This is a genomic window from Shinella kummerowiae (assembly GCF_009827055.1).
Taxonomy (GTDB): domain Bacteria; phylum Pseudomonadota; class Alphaproteobacteria; order Rhizobiales; family Rhizobiaceae; genus Shinella; species Shinella kummerowiae.
This window is the reverse complement of sequence record NZ_WUMK01000001.1, coordinates 358,496-377,659: the sequence shown is the minus strand read 5'-3', so window position 1 is coordinate 377,659 and position 19,164 is coordinate 358,496. Positions and strand designations below refer to the sequence as shown.

Below are 19,164 nucleotides of genomic sequence, written 5' to 3'. Positions count from 1 at the left end.
CCCTTCAGGTCAAAGGCGGGAGAGATAGCGTTCCAGCACGGCGCGGGTAAGGCGCTGATTGTTGCGGTGCCAGTCGTCCTCGCTGAAGAAGAAGGGCTCCGCCGCCTCCCAGCCGCTCATCGAAAAATCGGACTGGCGGGCGAGGAAGGCGACGAAATCCGTTTCGGTCGACCATTCGGCGATCGGCGGGCCGAAATAGAGGCCACCGTCCTGCACGTCCGCGAGCATCACACCGTTTTCGGTGCGGATAAGTCCCTGGCCGCAGAAATCCCGGTGATGGTCGTAGATCACACCTTTGCCGGGGACCTCGTTGAGCAGCTTGCGCCAGACGCCTTCGGCAAGCAGCGTACCAAGCGGCTTGCGGCTCAGCCGGTCACGCAGCGAAAGGGCGACGCGGTGGCGCTCTTCCAGCGAGCGTGTCGTGTTGTCGCTGTGAGGCGGTGGCTTGCCTGACGCGATCGTGGCGCGAATGGCCGTCCAGAGCACGAAGACGATGACGGCTAAGGCGATGAGAGGGATGATGGTCGCGGCCATGGTCAAGTCGTCTCGGGAAGGGGTTCAAGAGGTCTGGGATTGGACTTATGCGCCTTGCGCATGGCACCCATGTGCCCAGGGGGCTTTCTCGAATTTCGGAATCGATTATAAGCGGCGCCAACGAAGCGAACGTAAAACGCGCTTCAAGCGAAACGAAGTGAAAGTTCCTCCAGTCCTTCGTGTCGCAAACAGCTAGGTGTTCCGATCAGGCGTCTTGCCGGTCACTCCTCCTCCCTCCTCCGGGAAGGCGCTCGGAACACATAGGCCCGCTCGAGCGCTCCTCCTCCTCAAGCTCGCGGGCAGGTCGGCTTGCCGACTATAGGCGGTGCCTCTGGCACCGCCTTTTTATTTTGCCTGTTTTTCTGATGCATTTCAGCGGGATGTGAGCATCCCGCTGAAATGCTGTTCTTATCGTCTGTTGTCGAGGTGGATCGTCACCCAGCCGTTGCGCCAGATGGTGCTCACGTGGCGCAGGCCCGCGCCGTTATAGGCGGCCAACACCTTCCAGCGCTGCGAGGCGAGGATACCCGACAGGATGACATCGCCGCCACCCGGCGCGAGCTGGGCGGCAAGCTGCGGCGCCATGCGCATTAGTGGGCGGGCGAGGATGTTGGCGATGATGAGGTCGAACGGGCCGTGGCGGCGGAAGGCGGTGGAATGGAAACCGGGTGCGGTTTCCAGCGTGACGCCGGAGGCAATGCCGTTGATACGCACATTCTCGCGCGCGACACGGGTGGCAATCGGGTCGATATCTGTCGCGAGAACGCGGACAGGCGCGAGTTTGCGCGCGGCGATCGCCAGCACGCCGCTGCCTGTCCCAAGGTCAAGCACGCGCTTGACTCTGCGTGACCGCATCACGTTGAAGATCACCTCCAGGCAGCCCGCCGTCGTGCCGTGATGGCCGGTACCGAAAGCCTGCCCGGCGTCGATCTCTATGGCGATTTCACCGGGGCGGGCGGTGCCGCGGTCATGCGAGCCATGCACGATGAAACGGCCGGCCCGCACGGGCTTCAACCCCTCCAGCGACTTGGCGATCCAGTCGATATCCGGCAGCACCTCGCGCTGGATCACCGCCTCGGGAAAATCGCCCGCGAGCAGGGCGGCGAAGCGATCGTGGATCGCCGCCTCGTCCTCGCGGAACATGTAGACGGAGGCTTCCCAGATATCGTTTTTCTCGTCGATCTCCATCGTCGCGATGGCGTAGCCTTCGTCTTCAAAGGCGTCGCTCATCAGCGAAAGCGCGATCTCGGCGCGCTTCTCGGTCGTGGAGATATAGAGGCGGATTTCGCTCACGGCTCGGTTCCTGTTGTTTCAGGTCCGCCTAGCATGTCCGAAAGCCAAGGGCAAAGGCGGATCGCCCGCCGTTGCGCTTATCTGTTGATCAGGTTGGCAAGCTTCTGTTCGGCGACCTCGGCGTTCTCGCCATAGGCGATCGTGCCGGTGAAGCGGCCGTCGGCGTCGAGCAGGAGGACGGAGGCCGAATGATCCATCGTATAGTCGCCGTCGGGCTTCTTCTCGTCGAGCGGCACCTTGCGGTAATACACGCGAAAACCCTTGGCCATTTCCAACACCCTGTCCGGCGCGCCGGAAATGCCGGTGATGCGCTTCGACACGTTGCCGACATATTGGCCGATGATGTCCGGCGTGTCGCGTTCGGGGTCGACGGTCACGAAGTAGGCCTGGAGCTTGGAGCCGTCAGGATCGACCTTGGCGAGCCAGCCGTCGAGTTCGAACAGCGTCGTCGGGCAGACTTCCGGGCAATGGGTGAAGCCGAAGAAAAGGGCGGTCGGCTTGCCGGTAAACGCCTTCTCGGTGATCGGCTTGCCGTCCTGTGCGACGAGTTCGAAGGGGACGCCGAACGGGCCGCCGGTGACCTGGTCCTTGGTCCGGGTCGCTTCCAGGGTCAGCCAACCAAGCAGGGCCGCAACGAGGGCGACGGCGATCCAGAGTACGAGGCGCAGGGTCTTCATGGCGATCCTTCGAGAGCACGGTGCGGCTTGTCGCAGCATGCCGGTGTCATAGTCCTTCGTTTCGGGTCGCGCAAACGCGCCAATTGCCGCAATGGGGGTGCGGGGCGGTGGCTCGCGGGATTGTGATCAGAAGCACCAGGACATGCCGGATTCGGCAAGGCTTAGGAAGATCGCCGGTCCGTGCTCCAGCCAGCCGGCAAAGGCTGCTTTGGCGGCGAGAACGCCGAGGCCGAGCGCAATCAGCGCGGCGAGCAAGGGTGTATATCGGCGGCGTTTGTCCATGCGTCGAGCATAGCATGAAACGGCTGGTTTTGGAACCGGGGCTGCCGCGCGCAACGCCAGGTAATCCGGCGCAGCGGAATTCATCAAATTTTGCTAAAATGCGCGTTTCAGCGTGCCCGCTTTAGGTTTTGTTTAATCTCTCTTTGTCACGGTCCCAATACGCGCAAAGGGCCGGAATCGGCTCACCGGGCATGATGTCCGCCGACCGGGGGAGACGGCGAGAAGCGTATTTCACCCAGGATCCACAAGGGATGCCGCGGCGAGGGCCCGGCTCGATCGGGCGAACCGCATCATGTCTCACGAAATTACAGCACAGCGCAGGACCCTTTCCGTCAGTTCCCGCCTCGCAACGCTTGGCGCTGCCGCTTTCCTCGGCTTCGGCACAATGCTTGCGGCCGGCTGGTACGGCGGCACGACGATCCGCGACGCCTCCGAGGCTGCCGTCGGCATTCAGAACAAGGTCGACACCGTTCAGGCCATGCGGCTGGCGAATGTCGATCTCGTGCTCGTGGCGATGGACAGCATCATCGACCGCGAGGAAAAGGCCATCCAGCCGGAGCGGCTGAAGATCATCGACGGCTCGCTGAAAACGCTGAAGGAGGGCGCAGGCGCCGCCAAAGCGCTGGCCGCCGAACTTGGCAAGCCGACCATGCTCGATCCGTTCGAAGGTGATCTGCAGCAGGTCGAGAAGGCGATTGCCGTCGATCTCAAGAAAATGATCGAGGATGGCGCACCGTTCGAAGCCTTCGCCGCGCTCGACGACGCCATCGACGGCGGTGGGGAACGGATAACGGCAACGCTGGGCGCGCTCGCCGAGGAAGGGTCCGCTCTGCTCGAAGCGCGCGTCCAGGAAGCGCAGCTCGCATCCAGCCAGTCCATCCTCTATCAGATCGGCATCGGCCTTGTCGGCATGATCACGCTGCTCGGTTTGATCATCTATCACGGCAACAAGCTGCGCGGTGGCATTGTCGCCGTTCGCGACAGCATGCAGCGTATCCTTTCCGGTGACGTGGCCACGCCAGTCGCGGCGACCGAACGCGGCGACGAGATCGGCGAGATGGCGCGGTCGGCAGAGGCCTTCCGCCGGGCGGCCATAGAAAAGCGCGACCTGGAGCAGGCGAACGAAGACAGCCGCGCCCGTATCGAAACCGAACGGCACGGTCGCGAGGCCGCCGCCCATGAGGACGAACGGCAGGTGCGGGTGGCCGTCGAAGCGCTTGGTCACGGCCTCAATCGCCTGTCCGAAGGCGACCTGACGGTCGCGTTGCTGGATCCGTTCCGCGCCGACCTCGAAAAGCTTCGCATCGACTTCAACAATACGGTCGAGCGCCTGCGCAACGTCATGACCGAGGTCAAGGACAATACCGGCTCGATCCAGTCGAACAGCGGCCAGATGCGCGCGGCCGCGGACGATCTCGCCAAACGCACGGAACAGCAGGCCGCCTCGCTTGAAGAGACCTCCGCCGCCCTCGAGGAGATCATGACAACCGTGCGCACCGCAACGGCGCGCGCCGAAGAAGCCGGCCAGATGATCGATTCCACCAAGGCAAGTGCCGTGGAATCCGAGCGCATCGTCAGCGACGCCATGTCGGCGATGGAGCGCATCGAGGGTGCGTCCAGCGAGATCGGCAAGATCATCAACGTCATCGACGAGATCGCCTTCCAGACAAACCTGCTTGCGCTCAACGCCGGTGTCGAAGCGGCACGGGCAGGGGAGGCCGGCAAGGGCTTTGCGGTCGTCGCCCAGGAGGTGCGCGAACTTGCGCAGCGCGCCGCCGGCGCCGCCAAGGACATCAAGGGCCTCATCACCCGCTCGTCGGAAGAGGTGAAGACCGGATCCCGCCTCGTGCAGGCGACGGGCCAGTCGCTCGGCCGCATCGGCGGCGACGTGGTGCGTATCCACGAACACATGGCCTCCATCGTCACCGCCGCCCGTGAACAGGCAAGCGGCCTCCAGGAAATCAACGTTGCCGTCAACCAGATGGACCAGGTGACGCAGCAGAACGCCGCAATGGTCGAAGAATCCAATGCGGTCAGCCATACGCTGGCCCAGGACGCGGAAAACCTTACCCGTCTTGTCGGCCAGTTCCAGATCCACGAGGGCGTGCGCGCCCCCGTCGGTACCCCGAGGGCGGCCTCCACCGCCTCCCGTCCCGCCCCGTCTCCGGCAAGAGGCCTTGTTTCCAAGGTTGCCGGGGCATTCAAAAGCCATGCCGCGGTGAAGGGCAACGCCCTTGCCGCCGCAGAAAACTGGGAAGAATTCTGACATGTCCAACGCCATCAAGCAGTCCGGCGCCTATCTCGAAATCGTCTCCTTTCATCTTGGAGAGCAGGAATTCTGCATCGACATCATGGCCATCCGCGAAATCCGCGGCTGGGCGCCGGTGACGCCGATGCCGCATACGCCGCCCTACGTGCTCGGTCTCATCAACCTGCGCGGCGCGGTGATCCCGGTCATCGACATGGCCTGCCGCCTCGGCATGAAGATGACCGAGCCGTCCGAGCGCTCCGCCATCATCGTCACCGACATTGCCGGCAAGCTGGTCGGCCTGCTGGTCGAGCAGGTGTCCGATATGATGACCATCAAGAGCGAGGCGCTGCAGCCGGCGCCGGAAATCATTCCGGAAGCCCAGCGCGCCTTCTGCCGCGGCATCGTGGCGCTGGAAAAGTCGATGGTCTGCTTCCTCAACCTCGACACGGTCATCGCCGACGAGCTTGCCCAGGCCGCCTAGTTCGCGGTGAAGGGACGGAATTCGGGTTTGAGCGCCTGGCCGTTTTCCGGCCGGGCGCTTTCGGCTGTCCGAAGCTCTTTTGTGGGGCAATATCGTATATCGGCACCGCATATGCGTGATGACATATTATTTTATTAGGAACCAACCGAAGAGGTTGCCGTTTTATCCATGCTTCCCGAAAGAGAAACATTGGAGAAACGTTATGAAGAAGACTGTTACTATCGCTCTCGCGTCGCTTCTTGCCGTGTCCCCGGTCGTTGGCGTCGCCTATGCTCAGGATGCCACGGCGCCCATGACCTCCGACGGTGTGGCGACCGGATCGATCGCCGCCGCCGATGTGAGTATCGTCCAGATTACCACCCTGGAGGATGACAAGACCGAGACCGCCGAGGCCGAACGCCTGAAACTGAAGGCCAACGACCCTTCGCAGATGGAAAAGGTCCAGGCTGAATTGCAGTCAGACCCGGCGCTGCTCGAGACCTTGGCATCCAAGGACGTCCAGTTGCAGAATGTCGTCGAAATCAAGACGTCTGCGACGGGCGGAAAGATTGTCTACGTCAAGTAATCCGTCATTCACCGCAAGAAAACGCCCCGGACTTTTCTACGCCGGGGCGTTTCACGGTTTGCCGTTGCTCCAGGTGACGGTCTCGCCATAGAGCGGGACGGTGGAGATCGACATTTTTGCAGACCCTTCCGTCAGTTCGCGTGAATGGGCAAGATAGATCAATGTATCGTTCTTCTTGTCGTAGATGCGCGTGACGATCAGCGATTTCCAGATCAGCGAAAGACCGGACTTGAAGACTTCCTCGCCTTCGCGGTCCAAGTCGATGTCGCCAATGGTGATCGGGCCGGTCTGCTGGCAGGAAATGGCGTTGTTCGACGGGTCCTCGAACCAATTGCCCTTCTTCAGGCGATCGATGACGCTGCGGTCGAAATAGGTGACGTGGCAGGTGACGCCGGAGACCTCCGGGTCGGTCACCGCGTCGATGTAGATATCGTTGCCGATCCAGTCGACGCCGACCTTGCCGACGGTTTCGGCAGCGGCGGGGATCGCGGCGAGCGCCAGAAGACCAGCGGTGGCGAGCGTGCGCAGGTGGGGAACGGAAGGCGTAAACGGCATGGCGGGTCTCCTTGTTTCGCTTACACGTAAGGGACCGCCGGCCGCTTGCAAGACGCCGCTCAGGATTTTGCGGCGGCGATGGTTGCGCGCACGGCGTCCCGGTCGGTCAAGGTCAGCTCGTATTCCCGGTCCTTCTCGCTGCCGCCCATGCCGACATGCGGGTTGCGGAAGGTCATGCCGCTCGGCACGGTCGTCAGCGCGGCGAAGTGCATTTCAGTAAGACCCGTCTCGTCGCGGACCTTCTGGATGTTGTCCGCATCGAGCGCGCCGCAGCCCATGATGACGATGCGGCGGGCGGCCTGTTCCACGGCGGCTTTCAGGATCGCCGTGCCTTCGACCGCGGTATCGCGCTGGCCGGAGGTCAGCACACGATCCATGCCGCAGCGGATCAGCGCTTCCAGCGCCTCGCGGGCATCCGCCGTCATGTCGAAAGCCCGGTGGCAGGTGACGGACATCGGCCGCGCGGCTTCGACCAGATCCTTTGTGCGCAGCTCGTCGATCCTGCCATCCGGCGTCAGGCAGCCGATGACGACGCCGGAAACACCCTCGTTACGCAGCGCCTTGATGTCCTCCACCATCGTTTCGAACTCGGTGTCCGAATAGAGGAAGTCGCCGCCGCGCGGGCGGATGATGACGTGCACGGGGATACTTGCCGCCTTCACCGCGGCGCGGATCGTCGCCAGGCTCGGCGTCAGGCCGCCCTCGACGAGGCTCGCGCACAGTTCGACACGGTCGGCACCTGCCTCCTGGGCGGCAAGGAAACCGTCGACGCCTTCGACGCAGAGTTCGATGAGGGGCTTGGTCATGATTGCTTCCGCAGTTGGTCAGGCTTCGCGCCAGACGGATTTCAGGAGCCGCAGCCAGTTTTCGCGGCAGAGTTTTGCAAGATCATCTTCGCCGTAGCCGGCAGAACGCAGCGCCTCGACCAGCGCCTGGCCGCCGGCGGCATCGCCGATGGCGGCGGGGATTGTGGCGCCGTCGAAATCCGAGCCGAGCGCCACGCAGTCAATGCCCATGCGCTCGACCATGTGGTCGATGTGGCGCACCATCTCGGATAGCGGCGTGTCGGCGTTTTCCAGCCCGTCCGGGCGTAGCATGGTGGTGGCGTAGTTGAGGCCGGCAATGCCCTTGCGCTCGCGGATCGCGTCGAGCTGGCGATCGGTCAGGTTGCGCGAGATCGGCGTCAGGGCATGGACGTTGGAATGGGTGGCGACAAGCGGCTGGGTGCTGGTTTTCGCGACGTCCCAGAAGCCCTGTTCGGTGATGTGGGCGAGGTCGATCATGATGCCGAGGCGATCGCAGGCCTTCACGAGTTCGACGCCGGCATCGGTGAGGCCGGGGCCGGTATCGGGTGAGGAGGGGTATGCAAAGGGCACGCCGTGGCCGAAGCGATTGTGACGGCTCCAGACCGGGCCGAGCGATCGCAGGCCGGCGGCGTAAAACGCTTCCAGGGTGGAGAGGTCTTCGGCAATCGGCTCGCAGCCTTCGATATGCAGGACGGCGGCGAAGCGGCCGGCCGCCATGGCAGAGCGGATGCCCGCGGTGGAGCGGCAGATCGTCAACGCGCCGGCACGTTCCAGGCGGAAGGCGATGGCGGCCATGCCGATGGCGGTGTTGAGGGCTGCGGGCTGCTCCAGCGGGCCGACCATGGGGATGTTGTAGTGACCGTTCTGGTCGACCTCCCGGGCGGGGTAGTCCTCGTTCGGCGGGATGAACATGGCGCAGAAACCGCCGGCAAGCCCACCCTTCTTGGCGCGTGGGGCGTCGATATGGCCCTGGTCGGTGCCGTCCACGAATTCGGCGATCGGGTCGGCGCCTTTCTGCGCGTGTTCCCACAGGCGCAGGAGAACATCGTTGTGGCCGTCGAAGATCAATTGCATGTGCCGCTCCTATCCTTGCCCGGCCGGTAGAGCCGATTCCGGCGCGGCCTGCAAGGACCGCGACGGCGCATCAGGCGGCGAAGACCGGCGTGCCGGCGATCCAGGTGGAGAGGACGTCGATATTGCCGTCGATGACGGCGAAGTCGGCATCGTGGCCATGGGTCAGGCGGCCCTTCCTGCCCGTCATGCCGATCGCCTCGGCCGGATAGAGCGACGCCATGCGCAGCGCTTCCTCCAGGTCGATGCCGACGTGATCGCGCATGTAGCGGATGCAGGAGGCCATATCGATATCGGCGCCGGCGAGCGTGCCGTCGGCGAGTGTCAGGCGCCCACCCTCGCGGAAAATCTCGCGGCCGTTGAGGAAGAAGCTCTTCATGTCCGTGCCGATGGTCGACATGGCATCGGTGACGAGGAAGATGCGGCCGGGGCCGCGCTTGGCCCGGAGCGCTGCGGCAATCGAGGCCGGATGCACATGGAAACCGTCGGCGATGAGGCCTGCATTGAGGTGGCCGAGATCGAGGGCGGCGCCGACCATGCCGGGTTCGCGGTGGCCGAGCGGGCTCATGGCGTTGAACAGGTGGGTCATCATGCGCGCCCCGGCCTCGACCGCGGCCGATGCGGTGTCGTAGCCGCAATCGGAATGGCCGAGACTGACGGTGACGCCCGCCGCATGCAGGGCGGCGATCTGGGCATTGGTGGCGTTTTCCGGCGCAAGCGTCATCAGCAGGGCATCGAGGCCCTTGCGGGCGTCGATGGTGCGGGCGAGGTCGGCGTCTTCCATCGGACGGATGAGCGCCGGGTCATGTGCGCCCTTGCGGGCGACGGAGAGATGCGGGCCTTCGAGATGGAGGCCGAGAAAACCCGGAACCGCCGCTTGCTGTGCGGCGAGGCCGGCGGCGATAGTCTGCGTCGTCACCGTGCGGTTGTCGGTGATCAGCGTCGGCAGCAGTCCGGTCGTGCCGAAGCGGGCATGGGCGGCGCAGATGGTACGAATGCCTTCGAGGTCGGGCTGCTCGTTGAGCAGCACGCCGCCACCGCCATTGACCTGCAGGTCGACGAAGCCGGGAACGAGCGAGAGGTCGTCCATCGGCACGGCGCGGACATCGGCCGGCACCTCGCGGTGCGGCACGATGGCGGCAACCTTGCCGTCATCGATCAGCAATGCGCTGCCCTCGTGCCAGAGATCGCCGTCGAAAATGCGGGCGCCGGTAATGGCGGTGAGCGCTGTCATCGGGTTTCCGTCACTTTCTTGAGGTTGACCGGCTTGTCGGGATCGAGGCCCTTGCCGCGCGACCAGGCTTCGACAAAGCAGTAGAAGGGCACGATGAGGGCCAATGCATCGGTGATCGGGTGGCCGGTGGTGACGAAGGGCAGTTTTCGCGCGCTTTTCGCACCGGCGCCGGTGACACAGGCATAGGCGCCGCGCTCGGCCAGGCTGTCGGCCATGCCGGTGACGGAGGCTTCCGCCGCATCCCGGGCGGCAAGCGCGATCACCGGGAAGGACGGGCCGACGAGGGCGACCGGGCCGTGCAGCACTTCGGCCGAGGAATAGGCCTCGGCGTGCATGCCGGAGGTTTCCTTGAATTTCAGCGCCGCCTCGCTGGCGATGGCGAGGCCCGGGCCGCGGCCGAGCACGTAAAGCGACTGGGGGTCCTTGAGATCGCCGGCAAGCTCGGACCAGTCGAGCGCCACCGCCTTGGCGAACTGTTCCGGCAGATTTTTCACCGCGCGGTCGAGCGCGTCATCGCCCGTCCATTCCGCCAGCACGGCGAGGCCGGCGACGATGGAGTTCACGTAGGATTTTGTTGCGGCGACGCTCAGCTCGGGGCCAGCGGAAAGGTCGAGCGAATGCGAGCAGGCTTCGGAAAGCGGCGAGGGCAAGGTGTTGGTGAGCGCAATCGAGACCGCGCCGCCCTTCGTCGCGCCTTCGGCCATGGCGACGATATCAGGGCTCTTGCCGGACTGGGAGATGGCGATGGCGGCAGCGCCGCCGAGTTTCAGCTTGGCGCCGTAGATCGAGGCGAGCGAAGGCCCGAGCGAGGCCACCGGCCGGCCGGCGGTCAGTTCGATGGCGTATTTCAGGAAGAGTGCGGCATGATCGGACGAACCGCGCGCGACCGTGACGAAGAACTGCGGATCCCGCTCGCGCAGCGCCTTGCCGGCGGCGGCGATCGCGCTGGCCGAGCCTGTCAGCAGGCGCTCGGCCGCTTCGGGGATCTCGTTGATTTCTCGGCGCATGTTGGTCTGCATGGACGTCCCTTTATGGTTGGTGCTCACGTCTCGGAGAGCGTGAGTTCGGCGACGAAGTCATAGGCGTCGCCGCGATAGATGGAGCGGGTGAATTCCACCACCCGGCCGGTGCGAAGATAGGATACCCGCTCGATGGAGAGCCCGGCGGAGCCGGCGGGGACGCCGAGCATGGCGGCGTCCGGGTCTTTCATGTTGTAGGCGGAGATGCGCTGCACGGCGCGTACCGGCCGGCAGCCATGTTTTTCCAGGGCCGCATAGAGCGACCCCTGAACCTGCATCGGATCCGGCAGGAATTCGGAAGATATGCAGGCGCGCTCGATGGCGAGCGGCATGTCGTCTGCAACACGCAGGCGGCCGAGCCGGGCGACGAGCCCATCCGGCGGCAGGCCGAGCATCATCATCTCGTCGGGCGAGGGGTGAAACAGGCCGCGATCGAGCCACTCCGCGCGGGTGGTGAGGCCGCGCCGTGCCATGTCCTCGGTGAACGAGGTCAAGCGGGAGAGCGACTGCTGCACCTTGGAAACCGGTTTGGCGACGAAGGTCCCGGAGCCGTGCCTGCGCACCAGCAGGCCATCCTTGACGAGATCGTCGACCGCCTTGCGCACGGTGACGCGGCTGACATGGGCGTGGTCTGCAAGGTCGCGTTCGGCTGGTAGGGCATCGCCGTAATTGAGCTTGCCGGAGGTGATCGCCTCCTCGAGCGTCTGGCGCAACTTGACGTAAAGCGGGCCGGGCACGCCGGACTGCAGGCTTTCGGGGGAGAGGATCGCCGTGAGCGGTGTGGTCATGCCGCCGCTCCCGTTCGGTCCTTGCGGCGGTTGGCGGCAAGGGCCACGGCGCCGGTCAGGGCGTCGGCCTGGGCCTCGATCAGAATGGAGCGGTGCCGTTCGGACAGCCAATCCGGATAGAGCGGCGCCAGCCCGCCGAGCAGGCAGAGGCGCGGTGCGCCGGCAAGCGCCATGATGGCGTCGAGGGATTCGTTGACCGTCGCAGCCCCCGCCTTGGCGATGGCGATGGCCTGCGGGTCGCCCTGGCGCGCATGATCGAAGAGCAGGGGGGCGAAGCGGCCGAAATCGCCGGGCTTGGAAAGGCGGGCGAATTCGACGATTCCGCGCGGGTCGTGTTTGAACTCCTCCAGCACGGCGTCGGTGACGGCCGAGCGTGCATGTACGCCGTCATGCGCAAGCAGGGCTTCCTGCAACAGGGCATGCCCGAGGCGTGCGCCGCCGCCGAGATCGCCGACGGTAAAGCCCCAGCCGCCGATATAGCGGACCGTGCCGTTCTTGCGTCCCATATAGATGGAGCCGGTGCCGAGAATGGCGACGGCGCCGTCCTCGTCGCCGATCGCGCCCTGAAGGGCGATCAGGCCATCCGAATCGATATCGGTGTGCTGGAAGGGCAGGCGGTCGTGCACATAGCGGGTGAGGTCGCCGACATTGGTGCCGGCAAGACCAAGGAAGGCGGAGGCACCGTTGATGCCTGCCTCGTCGAGCCCGGCGTCGCGATAGGCGGCCTTGGCGGCTTCCGTAATCGAAATGATCGCATTGTTGGGGTCGGTCAGGATATTGGCCGCACCGCTCTTGCCACGCCCGAGGACAGTGCCGTCCGGTCTTGCGACCGCCGCACGGCAACTCGTTCCCCCTCCGTCGATACCGAGAATGTAGTCCGTCATGGGCACCTCCATGAATAACGATACCAAAAAAATACCATTAACCAAGGGGTATGGTGGTATCGAAAATAAGCTTTCTTCTATATTATTGATTTTAAATAATAAAAATATTGGACTGCAAAAAAGTGGTCTCAAAAATTAATTTCCTATGGACAATTGGTATTTTTTTGGCATTAATTTCGGGCAGAGGAGACATGATGATGGCCGCAGGCAAGACGGAAGGCAGGCACGATGAGGCAAGCGGGCTCGACGAGCGTCAGCCCGTGGATGTGCTGAAAGTGCTTGCGGATGCGCAGAAGGCCGCGGCCGCCGTGGTCGATGCTGCGCTTGATGATATTGCCGCTGCGGCCCGTCTTGCTGCCGATGCGCTGCTCTCCGGCGGTCGTCTTGTCTATGTCGGCGCCGGCAGTTCTGGGCTGATGGCCATGGCCGACGCGCTCGAACTTCCCGGTACCTACGGCATTTCCCGCGACCGCATCGTCATCCTGCTCGCCGGCGGCGGCGCGAGCCTTGAAGATCTTGCGGGTGGGTATGAAGATGATCGTGATCTCGCGGTCTCCGATGCCTCAATGGCCGAGATCGCCTCCGGCGACTGCGTGATTGCGGTCTCCGCCAGCGGCAGCACGCCCTATGCGCTCGCCATCGCGGCTTACGCGAGGGAGAAGGGCGCGCATGTCGTTTCATTCGCCAACAATCCCGGTGCCCAGCTATTTGATGGTGCCCATGTCTCGATCCTGTTGCAGACGCCGCCGGAGGTGATTTCCGGCTCGACGCGCATGGGCGCCGGCACGGCGCAGAAGATCGCCTTCAACATGTTTTCCACGCTGGTCGGCATCCATCTCGGCCATGTGCACGATGGGCACATGGTCAATCTCAAGGCCGACAATATCAAATTGAAAGGGCGCGCCTGCCGTATCGTCTCCGACATTTCCGGTGTCGGGCTCGACGAGGCGGAGCGCCTTCTCGCGCGCTCCGAGGGGTCGGTCAAGGCGGCCGTGCTGCTCGCTGCGGGAGCTCAGGATGCCGGTGCCGCGCAGGAGGTGCTGGACCGGTCGGGGCAAAGTCTCCGGCGCGCCCTCAAGGCTCTCGGATAACAGTCTCAAAACGCGCTGCGGCGCATAAAAGGGGAGAATGAAATGACACGCAACGCAATCAAGGGCCTGCTCCTTGCTTCGAGCATCCTCGGCACGGCCGGGTTTGCCCAGGCACAGGATGTCACGCTGACCGTCGAAAGCTGGCGCAATGACGACCTCGCCATCTGGCAGGAAAAGATCATTCCGGCCTTCGAAGCCAAGAACCCCGGCATCAAGGTCGTCTTCGCGCCGACCGCGCCGACCGAATACAACGCGGCTCTCAACGCCAAGCTCGATGCCGGTTCCGCAGGCGATCTCATCACCTGCCGTCCGTTCGACGCGTCGCTGGAACTCTTCAACAAGGGTCATCTTGCCAGCCTGAACGATCTGCCGGGCATGGAGAACTTCTCCGACGTCGCCAAGTCCGCCTGGACGACGGACGACGGCGCGACGGCGTTCTGCGTGCCGATGGCTTCGGTTATCCACGGCTTCATCTACAACAAGGATGCCTTCGACCAGCTCGGCATCACGGTTCCGGCGACGGAAGCCGAATTCTTCGCAGCCCTCGACAAGATCAAGGCCGAAGGCAGCTTCATCCCGATGGCGATGGGCACGAAGGATCTCTGGGAAGCCGCGACCATGGGCTACCAGAACATCGGCCCGACCTACTGGAAGGGTGAGGAAGGCCGCAAGGCGCTGATCAAGGGCGAGCAGAAGCTGACCGACGAGGGCTGGGTCGAACCCTACCGCGTTCTCGCCAAGTGGAAGGACTATCTCGGCGACGGTTTCGAAGCCCAGACCTATCCGGACAGCCAGAACCTCTTCACGCTCGGCCGCGCCGCCATCTATCCGGCCGGCTCGTGGGAAATCGGCCTGTTCAACACGCAGGCCCAGTTCAAGATGGGCGCCTTCCCGCCGCCGGTCAAGAATGCCGGCGACAGCTGCTATATCTCGGACCACAACGACATCGGCGTTGGCCTCAATGCCAAGGGCGCGAACCAGGAAGCGGCAAAGAAGTTCCTGACCTTCGTTGCCTCGCCGGAATTCGCCGACATTTACGCCAACTCGCTGCCGGGCTTCTTCAGCCTGAACTCGACGGCGGTGAAGATGGCGGATCCGCTGGCGCAGGAATTCGTTTCCTGGCGTGAAAAGTGCAAGCCGACGATCCGCTCGACCTACCAGATCCTGTCGCGCGGCACGCCGAACCTTGAAAACGAGACCTGGACGGAATCCGCCAACGTCATCAACGGCACCGATACGCCGGAAGTGGCTGGCGAGAAGCTCCAGAAGGGCCTCGACAGCTGGTACAAGCCGGCCAAGTAAGCATCGGCCTCAGTCGCTGAATTCTGCTTGAGGTGCAGGGGTTTCCCTGCTCCGGCCCTCTCCCCGTAAAATCCGGGGGGAGGGACTTTAGGCGGCGCGGCTCGAAATGACCGGCGCATGCCGTATCCCTCCTTGTCCCGGTGGACAGAGGGTGCCCATGGGCAAATTCGGGGCGCGGCCCCGTTACTAATGTGTATGCTGAAATTGTCATGTGCGGCGGGGCTGCCGCGCAAGGCATTTGCGCATGCAAAATCAACGAACACCAACCGAGAGGGGCAGCTGGGCCATGAGCGACACACCTTCTACCCATGATACGACGGGGCCGATCAAGCGCCCGACACGCTGGCATATCGGCGTATTCCTGCTGCCGGCCTTTATCGTCTACTCGGCGGTGATGATCCTGCCGCTTATCGAAACGTTGCGCCTGTCGCTGTTCAACACGGTGGACGGCCAGTCGACGTTCGTGGGCCTCGGCAATTTCCAGGTGCTGTTCGGCGACGAACGCTGGGCGGACGATTTTTGGAACGCGCTGAAGAACAACGTCATCTTCTTCATCATCCACATGCTGGTGCAGAACCCGATCGGGGTGGCGCTCGCGGCCATGCTATCGCTGCCGAAGCTGCGCTTCGCTGCCGCCTATCGCACGGCGATCTTCCTGCCGACGCTGCTGTCCTTCGTGATCGTCGGCTTCATCTGGAAGCTCATCCTGTCGCCGATCTGGGGCGTCTCGCCCTATCTCATGGACCTCGTCGGCCTGAAGTCGTTCTTCTCGCCCTGGCTCGGCAAGCCGAATTCGGCGCTGATCGCCGTGTCGCTGATCTCCGTCTGGCAATATGTCGGCATCCCGATGATGCTGATCTACGCCGCGCTGCTTAACATCCCGGAAGAGGTGATCGAAGCGGCCGAATGCGACGGCGTTACCGGCTGGAGCCAGTTCTGGAAGATCAAGCTGCCGCTGATCCTGCCGGCCATCGGCATCATCTCCATCCTCACCTTCGTCGGCAACTTCAACGCCTTCGACCTGGTCTACACCGTGCAAGGGGCGCTTGCCGGGCCGGACGGGGCGACGGACATCCTTGGCACGCTGCTCTACCGCACCTTCTTCGGTTTCCAGCTCCAGCTCGGGGACCGTTCGATGGGGGCGACGATCGCGACGGTCATGTTCCTCATCATCCTCGCCGGCGTCTCGCTGTATCTCTTCGTCATCCAGCGGCGCATCCGCCGCTACCAGTTCTGATCGGGAGGGGCCGACATGTCTAAAGCACGCGCTTCGCTTACCCGCACGTCACTCGTCCACCTGGCGCTGATCAGCTATGCGGTGATCTCGATCTTCCCGGTGTTCCTGACGCTCATCAATTCGATGAAGGATCGCAACGCGATCTTTCGCAACCCGATGCAGATCCCGACACCGAAGACCTTCGATCTCGTCGGCTATTATACAGTGCTGGGGCAGGGGGACTTCGCCACCTACTTCCAGAACAGCTTTATCGTCACGGTAGTCTCCATCGCGCTGGTGCTGCTGTTCGGCGCCATGGCTGCCTTCGCGCTCTCTGAATACCGGTTCCGTGGCAACACGCTGATGGGCCTCTACCTTGCCATCGGCATCATGATCCCGATCCGTCTCGGCACGGTGGCGATCCTGCAGGGCATGGTGGCGACGGGCCTCGTCAACACGCTGACGGCGCTGGTGCTCGTCTACACGGCGCAGGGCATTCCGCTCGCGGTCTTCATCCTGTCGGAATTCATGCGGACGGTCTCCGACGACCTCAAGAATGCCGGGCGCATCGACGGGCTTTCGGAATATTCGATCTTCTTCCGCCTCGTGCTGCCGCTGGTGCGGCCGGCCATGGCGACGGTCGCGGTCTTCACCATGATCCCGATCTGGAACGACCTGTGGTTCCCGCTGATCCTGGCGCCGAGCGAGGCGACCAAGACGGTGACGCTCGGCTCGCAGATCTTCATCGGCCAGTTCGTCACCAACTGGAATGCGGTGCTTGCCGCCCTGTCACTGGCGATCCTGCCCGTGCTCATCCTGTACTTCATCTTCTCGCGGCAGCTGATCCGCGGCATCACCTCGGGAGCAGTCAAGTGAGTTCTGCCAATACCCCCATCCGCGTCATGTCGGCCGGTCTCGGCAATATGGGCCGGAGCCATGCGCTCGCCTACCACGAAAATCCGGGTTTCGAGATCGTCGGGCTCGTCAACCGCTCGAAGGTTCCGGTGCCGGCCGGTCTGGAAGGCTACGAGATCCATCCGTCCTTTCCGGACGCGCTGAAGGCGCTGAAGCCGGAACTCTGCTCGATCAGCACCTATTCGGACAGCCATGCCGACTATGCGATCATGGCACTGGAAGCCGGTGCGCACGTCTTCCTTGAAAAGCCGCTGGCGACGACGGTGGCGGATGCCGAACGGGTCGTGGCCTGCGCCAAGGCCAACGGCCGCAAGCTCGTCGTCGGCTATATCCTGCGCCATCATCCGTCCTGGGTGCGGCTCATCGAGGAGGCTCGCAAGCTCGGCGGTCCTTACGTCTTCCGCATGAACCTGAACCAGCAGTCGAGCGGGCCGACCTGGGCCACGCACAAGGCGCTGATGCAGACCACCCCGCCGATCGTCGATTGCGGCGTGCATTATGTCGACGTGATGTGTCAGATCACCGATGCCAAGCCCGTCGAGGTGCGTGGCATGGGGCTTCGGCTCTCGAACGAGATCGCGCCGGACATGTACAATTACGGCCATCTCCAGGTGCTGTTCGACGACGGTTCGCTCGGCTGGTACGAGGCGGGCTGGGGACCGATGATCTCCGAAACGGCCTTCTTCGTGAAGGACGTCATGTCGCCGAACGGCTCGGTTTCCATCGTGATGGATCCGAATGCCAAGTCGGACGATATCGACACGCACACCAAGACGGCGGTCATTCGCGTGCACAACGCGGCGACGGGGCCGGACGGCAAGTTCCTGTCCGCGGACGAGGACCTGAAAATGGCGGGCGAACCCGGCCATCAGGAGCTTTGCGACCGCGAACAGGCCTTCGTGCTGAAAGCCATCCGCGAGGATATCGACCTCACGCGGCATATGGACGATGCGGTGCAGTCGCTGAGGATCTGCCTCGCGGCCGATGAAAGTGTCAGAACCGGTCAAACGGTCAAGCTTTAAGGGGAAATCAGGTGGGCTCTCTTCAACTCAAATCCGTACGCAAGTCCTTCGGCACTGTCGACGTGATCAAGGGCATCGACCTCGACGTGAAAGACGGCGAATTCGTCATCTTCGTCGGCCCCTCCGGCTGCGGGAAGTCGACGCTTCTGCGCATCATCGCCGGCCTCGAGGATGCGACCTCCGGTTCCATCACCATCGATGGCGCGGAAGTCGTGACCGTGCCGCCGGCCAAGCGCGGCATCGCCATGGTGTTCCAGTCCTACGCGCTCTATCCGCACCTGACGGTGAAGGACAATATGGGCCTCGGCCTCAAGCAGGCGGGCACGCCCAAGGCGGAGATCGAGCAGCGCGTCGACAAGGCCTCGGCCATGCTGTCGCTGGAAAAATACCTGGCCCGTCGTCCGGCCGAGCTTTCCGGCGGCCAGCGCCAGCGCGTCGCGATCGGCCGCGCCATCGTGCGCGAACCGAAGCTCTTCCTGTTCGACGAGCCGCTGTCCAATCTCGATGCGGCGCTTCGCGTCAACACCCGCCTCGAGATCGCCCGGCTGCACCGCGAGCTGAAGGCCACCATGATCTACGTCACGCACGACCAGGTCGAGGCGATGACGCTGGCGGACAAGATCGTCGTGCTGGATGCCGGCGTGATCCAGCAGGTCGGCTCGCCGATGGAGCTTTACAACCGTCCGGCCAACCTCTTCGTCGCCGGCTTCATCGGTTCGCCTGGCATGAACTTCGTCGAGGCGAGCCGTCTTGGCATCGCGGACGCGAAGACCATCGGTGTGCGGCCGGAGCACCTCACGCTGTCGCGCGATAGCGGTGACTGGCAGGGCAAGGTGGTGCATGTCGAGCATCTCGGCGCTGACACGATCGTTTATCTCGAATCGGAAAAAGTCGGCCTGTTGACCGTTCGCCTGTTCGGCGAACATCACTATGCGGTGGACGACGTCGTTTTCGCCACGCCGACGGCCGGCCAGACACATCGCTTCGATGCAGAGGGCCGGGCGATACGTTGAGGCCCCTCATAACAAGTCCGTGATTGCGACAAATCGAACTGTCGTCTACGGTTGTCAAACGTCAGAAACTAACATACAGCCTTGTTTGTATGTTGCGATGCGGTGGTCTTTCGATCACCGCATCGACTCGTTTTTTGCACCCTGCCGCCATTCCGGCCGGCATTG

General features: G+C 63.5%; 21 protein-coding genes. 10 read left to right on the top strand and 11 right to left on the bottom strand.

The genetic code is table 11. From position 1 onward, the window contains the following. Window positions 1–9: 9 nt before the first annotated feature. The 4 genes from GR138_RS01775 to GR138_RS30190 all read right to left on the bottom strand — a co-directional run bounded on the left by GR138_RS01775 (window position 10) and on the right by GR138_RS30190 (window position 2,786). Window positions 10–534, bottom strand: coding sequence for a hypothetical protein (locus GR138_RS01775; RefSeq protein ID WP_160856890.1), 525 nt, complete (start codon window positions 532–534; stop codon window positions 10–12). Between the two features lie 408 nt (window positions 535–942). Beyond that, window positions 943–1,827 carry a 50S ribosomal protein L11 methyltransferase gene (locus GR138_RS01770; protein ID WP_160856889.1) on the bottom strand — a complete coding sequence of 295 codons (885 nt, stop codon included), beginning with the start codon at window positions 1,825–1,827 and terminating at the stop codon, window positions 943–945. A 77-nt stretch (window positions 1,828–1,904) separates the two neighbouring features. After that, window positions 1,905–2,504: an SCO family protein gene (locus tag GR138_RS01765; RefSeq protein WP_160856888.1), complete on the bottom strand. Its 600-nt coding sequence runs from the start codon at window positions 2,502–2,504 to the stop codon at window positions 1,905–1,907. A gap of 126 nt (window positions 2,505–2,630) precedes the next feature. Next, window positions 2,631–2,786: a hypothetical protein gene (locus tag GR138_RS30190; protein WP_202402468.1), complete on the bottom strand. Its 156-nt coding sequence runs from the start codon at window positions 2,784–2,786 to the stop codon at window positions 2,631–2,633. A gap of 292 nt (window positions 2,787–3,078) precedes the next feature. Here GR138_RS30190 and GR138_RS01760 point away from each other — a divergent pair, with 292 nt between their 5' ends. The 3 genes from GR138_RS01760 (at window position 3,079) to GR138_RS01750 (ending at window position 6,083) form a co-directional block, all read left to right on the top strand. After that, complete coding sequence (locus tag GR138_RS01760) at window positions 3,079–5,052, top strand: methyl-accepting chemotaxis protein (protein WP_160856887.1); 1,974 nt, start codon at window positions 3,079–3,081, stop codon at window positions 5,050–5,052. A 1-nt stretch (window position 5,053) separates the two neighbouring features. Then, window positions 5,054–5,518, top strand: a complete 465-nt coding sequence (locus GR138_RS01755; RefSeq protein ID WP_117366518.1) for a chemotaxis protein CheW — start codon at window positions 5,054–5,056, stop codon at window positions 5,516–5,518. Window positions 5,519–5,720: 202 nt separating this feature from the next. Continuing rightward, a complete protein-coding gene (locus GR138_RS01750; protein WP_160856886.1) occupies window positions 5,721–6,083 on the top strand; it encodes a hypothetical protein in 363 nt (120 codons plus the stop codon). A gap of 51 nt (window positions 6,084–6,134) precedes the next feature. Here GR138_RS01750 and GR138_RS01745 read toward each other — a convergent pair whose 3' ends face one another. The 7 genes from GR138_RS01745 to GR138_RS01715 form a co-directional block, all read right to left on the bottom strand. Next, window positions 6,135–6,638, bottom strand: coding sequence for a CreA family protein (locus GR138_RS01745; protein ID WP_160856885.1), 504 nt, complete (start codon window positions 6,636–6,638; stop codon window positions 6,135–6,137). A gap of 59 nt (window positions 6,639–6,697) precedes the next feature. Further along, window positions 6,698–7,444: a copper homeostasis protein CutC gene (locus GR138_RS01740; RefSeq protein ID WP_160856884.1), complete on the bottom strand. Its 747-nt coding sequence runs from the start codon at window positions 7,442–7,444 to the stop codon at window positions 6,698–6,700. An 18-nt stretch (window positions 7,445–7,462) separates the two neighbouring features. Then, window positions 7,463–8,518, bottom strand: a complete 1,056-nt coding sequence (locus GR138_RS01735) for a dipeptidase (protein WP_160856883.1) — start codon at window positions 8,516–8,518, stop codon at window positions 7,463–7,465. A 70-nt stretch (window positions 8,519–8,588) separates the two neighbouring features. After that, the gene (gene nagA, locus GR138_RS01730) at window positions 8,589–9,749 is read right to left on the bottom strand and encodes an N-acetylglucosamine-6-phosphate deacetylase (protein ID WP_160856882.1); all 1,161 of its coding nucleotides are present in this window, start codon (window positions 9,747–9,749) and stop codon (window positions 8,589–8,591) included. Next, a complete protein-coding gene (locus GR138_RS01725) occupies window positions 9,746–10,768 on the bottom strand; it encodes an SIS domain-containing protein (RefSeq protein WP_160856881.1) in 1,023 nt (340 codons plus the stop codon). Before GR138_RS01725 ends, nagA begins: the two co-directional genes overlap by 4 nt. Before the next feature lie 23 nt (window positions 10,769–10,791). Further along, on the bottom strand, window positions 10,792–11,556 hold the full coding sequence (locus GR138_RS01720; RefSeq protein WP_160856880.1) for a GntR family transcriptional regulator: 765 nt from the start codon (window positions 11,554–11,556) through the stop codon (window positions 10,792–10,794). After that, the gene (locus tag GR138_RS01715; RefSeq protein ID WP_160856879.1) at window positions 11,553–12,440 is read right to left on the bottom strand and encodes a glucosamine kinase nucleotide-binding domain-containing protein; all 888 of its coding nucleotides are present in this window, start codon (window positions 12,438–12,440) and stop codon (window positions 11,553–11,555) included. Before GR138_RS01715 ends, GR138_RS01720 begins: the two co-directional genes overlap by 4 nt. 10 nt (window positions 12,441–12,450) lie before the next feature. Between GR138_RS01715 and GR138_RS30780 the strand changes: the two genes are divergently transcribed. The 7 genes from GR138_RS30780 (at window position 12,451) to GR138_RS01685 (ending at window position 18,999) form a co-directional block, all read left to right on the top strand. Further along, window positions 12,451–12,579, top strand: coding sequence for a hypothetical protein (locus GR138_RS30780; RefSeq protein WP_276508764.1), 129 nt, complete (start codon window positions 12,451–12,453; stop codon window positions 12,577–12,579). Between the two features lie 58 nt (window positions 12,580–12,637). Beyond that, window positions 12,638–13,531 carry an N-acetylmuramic acid 6-phosphate etherase gene (locus tag GR138_RS01710; protein ID WP_160857396.1) on the top strand — a complete coding sequence of 298 codons (894 nt, stop codon included), beginning with the start codon at window positions 12,638–12,640 and terminating at the stop codon, window positions 13,529–13,531. A 42-nt stretch (window positions 13,532–13,573) separates the two neighbouring features. Beyond that, complete coding sequence (locus GR138_RS01705; RefSeq protein WP_160856878.1) at window positions 13,574–14,833, top strand: ABC transporter substrate-binding protein; 1,260 nt, start codon at window positions 13,574–13,576, stop codon at window positions 14,831–14,833. 286 nt (window positions 14,834–15,119) lie between these two features. Then, entirely contained in the window at window positions 15,120–16,070 is a 951-nt protein-coding gene (locus GR138_RS01700) for a carbohydrate ABC transporter permease (protein ID WP_160856877.1), read from the top strand. 15 nt (window positions 16,071–16,085) lie between these two features. After that, on the top strand, window positions 16,086–16,925 hold the full coding sequence (locus tag GR138_RS01695) for a carbohydrate ABC transporter permease (RefSeq protein WP_160856876.1): 840 nt from the start codon (window positions 16,086–16,088) through the stop codon (window positions 16,923–16,925). A 26-nt stretch (window positions 16,926–16,951) separates the two neighbouring features. Beyond that, window positions 16,952–17,986, top strand: a complete 1,035-nt coding sequence (locus GR138_RS01690) for a Gfo/Idh/MocA family protein (RefSeq protein WP_202402497.1) — start codon at window positions 16,952–16,954, stop codon at window positions 17,984–17,986. Between the two features lie 11 nt (window positions 17,987–17,997). Next, window positions 17,998–18,999: a sn-glycerol-3-phosphate ABC transporter ATP-binding protein UgpC gene (locus GR138_RS01685; protein ID WP_160856874.1), complete on the top strand. Its 1,002-nt coding sequence runs from the start codon at window positions 17,998–18,000 to the stop codon at window positions 18,997–18,999. Window positions 19,000–19,164 lie beyond the last annotated feature (165 nt).

Coding starts and splice junctions, on each gene's coding strand:
- GR138_RS01725 (WP_160856881.1), bottom strand. CDS start 10,768: ATGCAGACCAACATGCGCCGAGAAATCAACGAGATCCCCGAAGCGGCC.
- GR138_RS01690 (WP_202402497.1), top strand. CDS start 16,952: ATGTCGGCCGGTCTCGGCAATATGGGCCGGAGCCATGCGCTCGCCTAC.
- GR138_RS01720 (WP_160856880.1), bottom strand. CDS start 11,556: ATGACCACACCGCTCACGGCGATCCTCTCCCCCGAAAGCCTGCAGTCC.
- GR138_RS01695 (WP_160856876.1), top strand. CDS start 16,086: ATGTCTAAAGCACGCGCTTCGCTTACCCGCACGTCACTCGTCCACCTG.
- GR138_RS01740 (WP_160856884.1), bottom strand. CDS start 7,444: ATGACCAAGCCCCTCATCGAACTCTGCGTCGAAGGCGTCGACGGTTTC.
- GR138_RS01700 (WP_160856877.1), top strand. CDS start 15,120: ATGAGCGACACACCTTCTACCCATGATACGACGGGGCCGATCAAGCGC.
- GR138_RS01760 (WP_160856887.1), top strand. CDS start 3,079: ATGTCTCACGAAATTACAGCACAGCGCAGGACCCTTTCCGTCAGTTCC.
- GR138_RS01705 (WP_160856878.1), top strand. CDS start 13,574: ATGACACGCAACGCAATCAAGGGCCTGCTCCTTGCTTCGAGCATCCTC.
- nagA (WP_160856882.1), bottom strand. CDS start 9,749: ATGACAGCGCTCACCGCCATTACCGGCGCCCGCATTTTCGACGGCGAT.
- GR138_RS01745 (WP_160856885.1), bottom strand. CDS start 6,638: ATGCCGTTTACGCCTTCCGTTCCCCACCTGCGCACGCTCGCCACCGCT.
- GR138_RS01775 (WP_160856890.1), bottom strand. CDS start 534: ATGGCCGCGACCATCATCCCTCTCATCGCCTTAGCCGTCATCGTCTTC.
- GR138_RS30780 (WP_276508764.1), top strand. CDS start 12,451: ATGAATAACGATACCAAAAAAATACCATTAACCAAGGGGTATGGTGGT.
- GR138_RS30190 (WP_202402468.1), bottom strand. CDS start 2,786: ATGGACAAACGCCGCCGATATACACCCTTGCTCGCCGCGCTGATTGCG.
- GR138_RS01750 (WP_160856886.1), top strand. CDS start 5,721: ATGAAGAAGACTGTTACTATCGCTCTCGCGTCGCTTCTTGCCGTGTCC.
- GR138_RS01715 (WP_160856879.1), bottom strand. CDS start 12,440: ATGACGGACTACATTCTCGGTATCGACGGAGGGGGAACGAGTTGCCGT.
- GR138_RS01735 (WP_160856883.1), bottom strand. CDS start 8,518: ATGCAATTGATCTTCGACGGCCACAACGATGTTCTCCTGCGCCTGTGG.
- GR138_RS01710 (WP_160857396.1), top strand. CDS start 12,638: ATGGCCGCAGGCAAGACGGAAGGCAGGCACGATGAGGCAAGCGGGCTC.
- GR138_RS01765 (WP_160856888.1), bottom strand. CDS start 2,504: ATGAAGACCCTGCGCCTCGTACTCTGGATCGCCGTCGCCCTCGTTGCG.
- GR138_RS01755 (WP_117366518.1), top strand. CDS start 5,054: ATGTCCAACGCCATCAAGCAGTCCGGCGCCTATCTCGAAATCGTCTCC.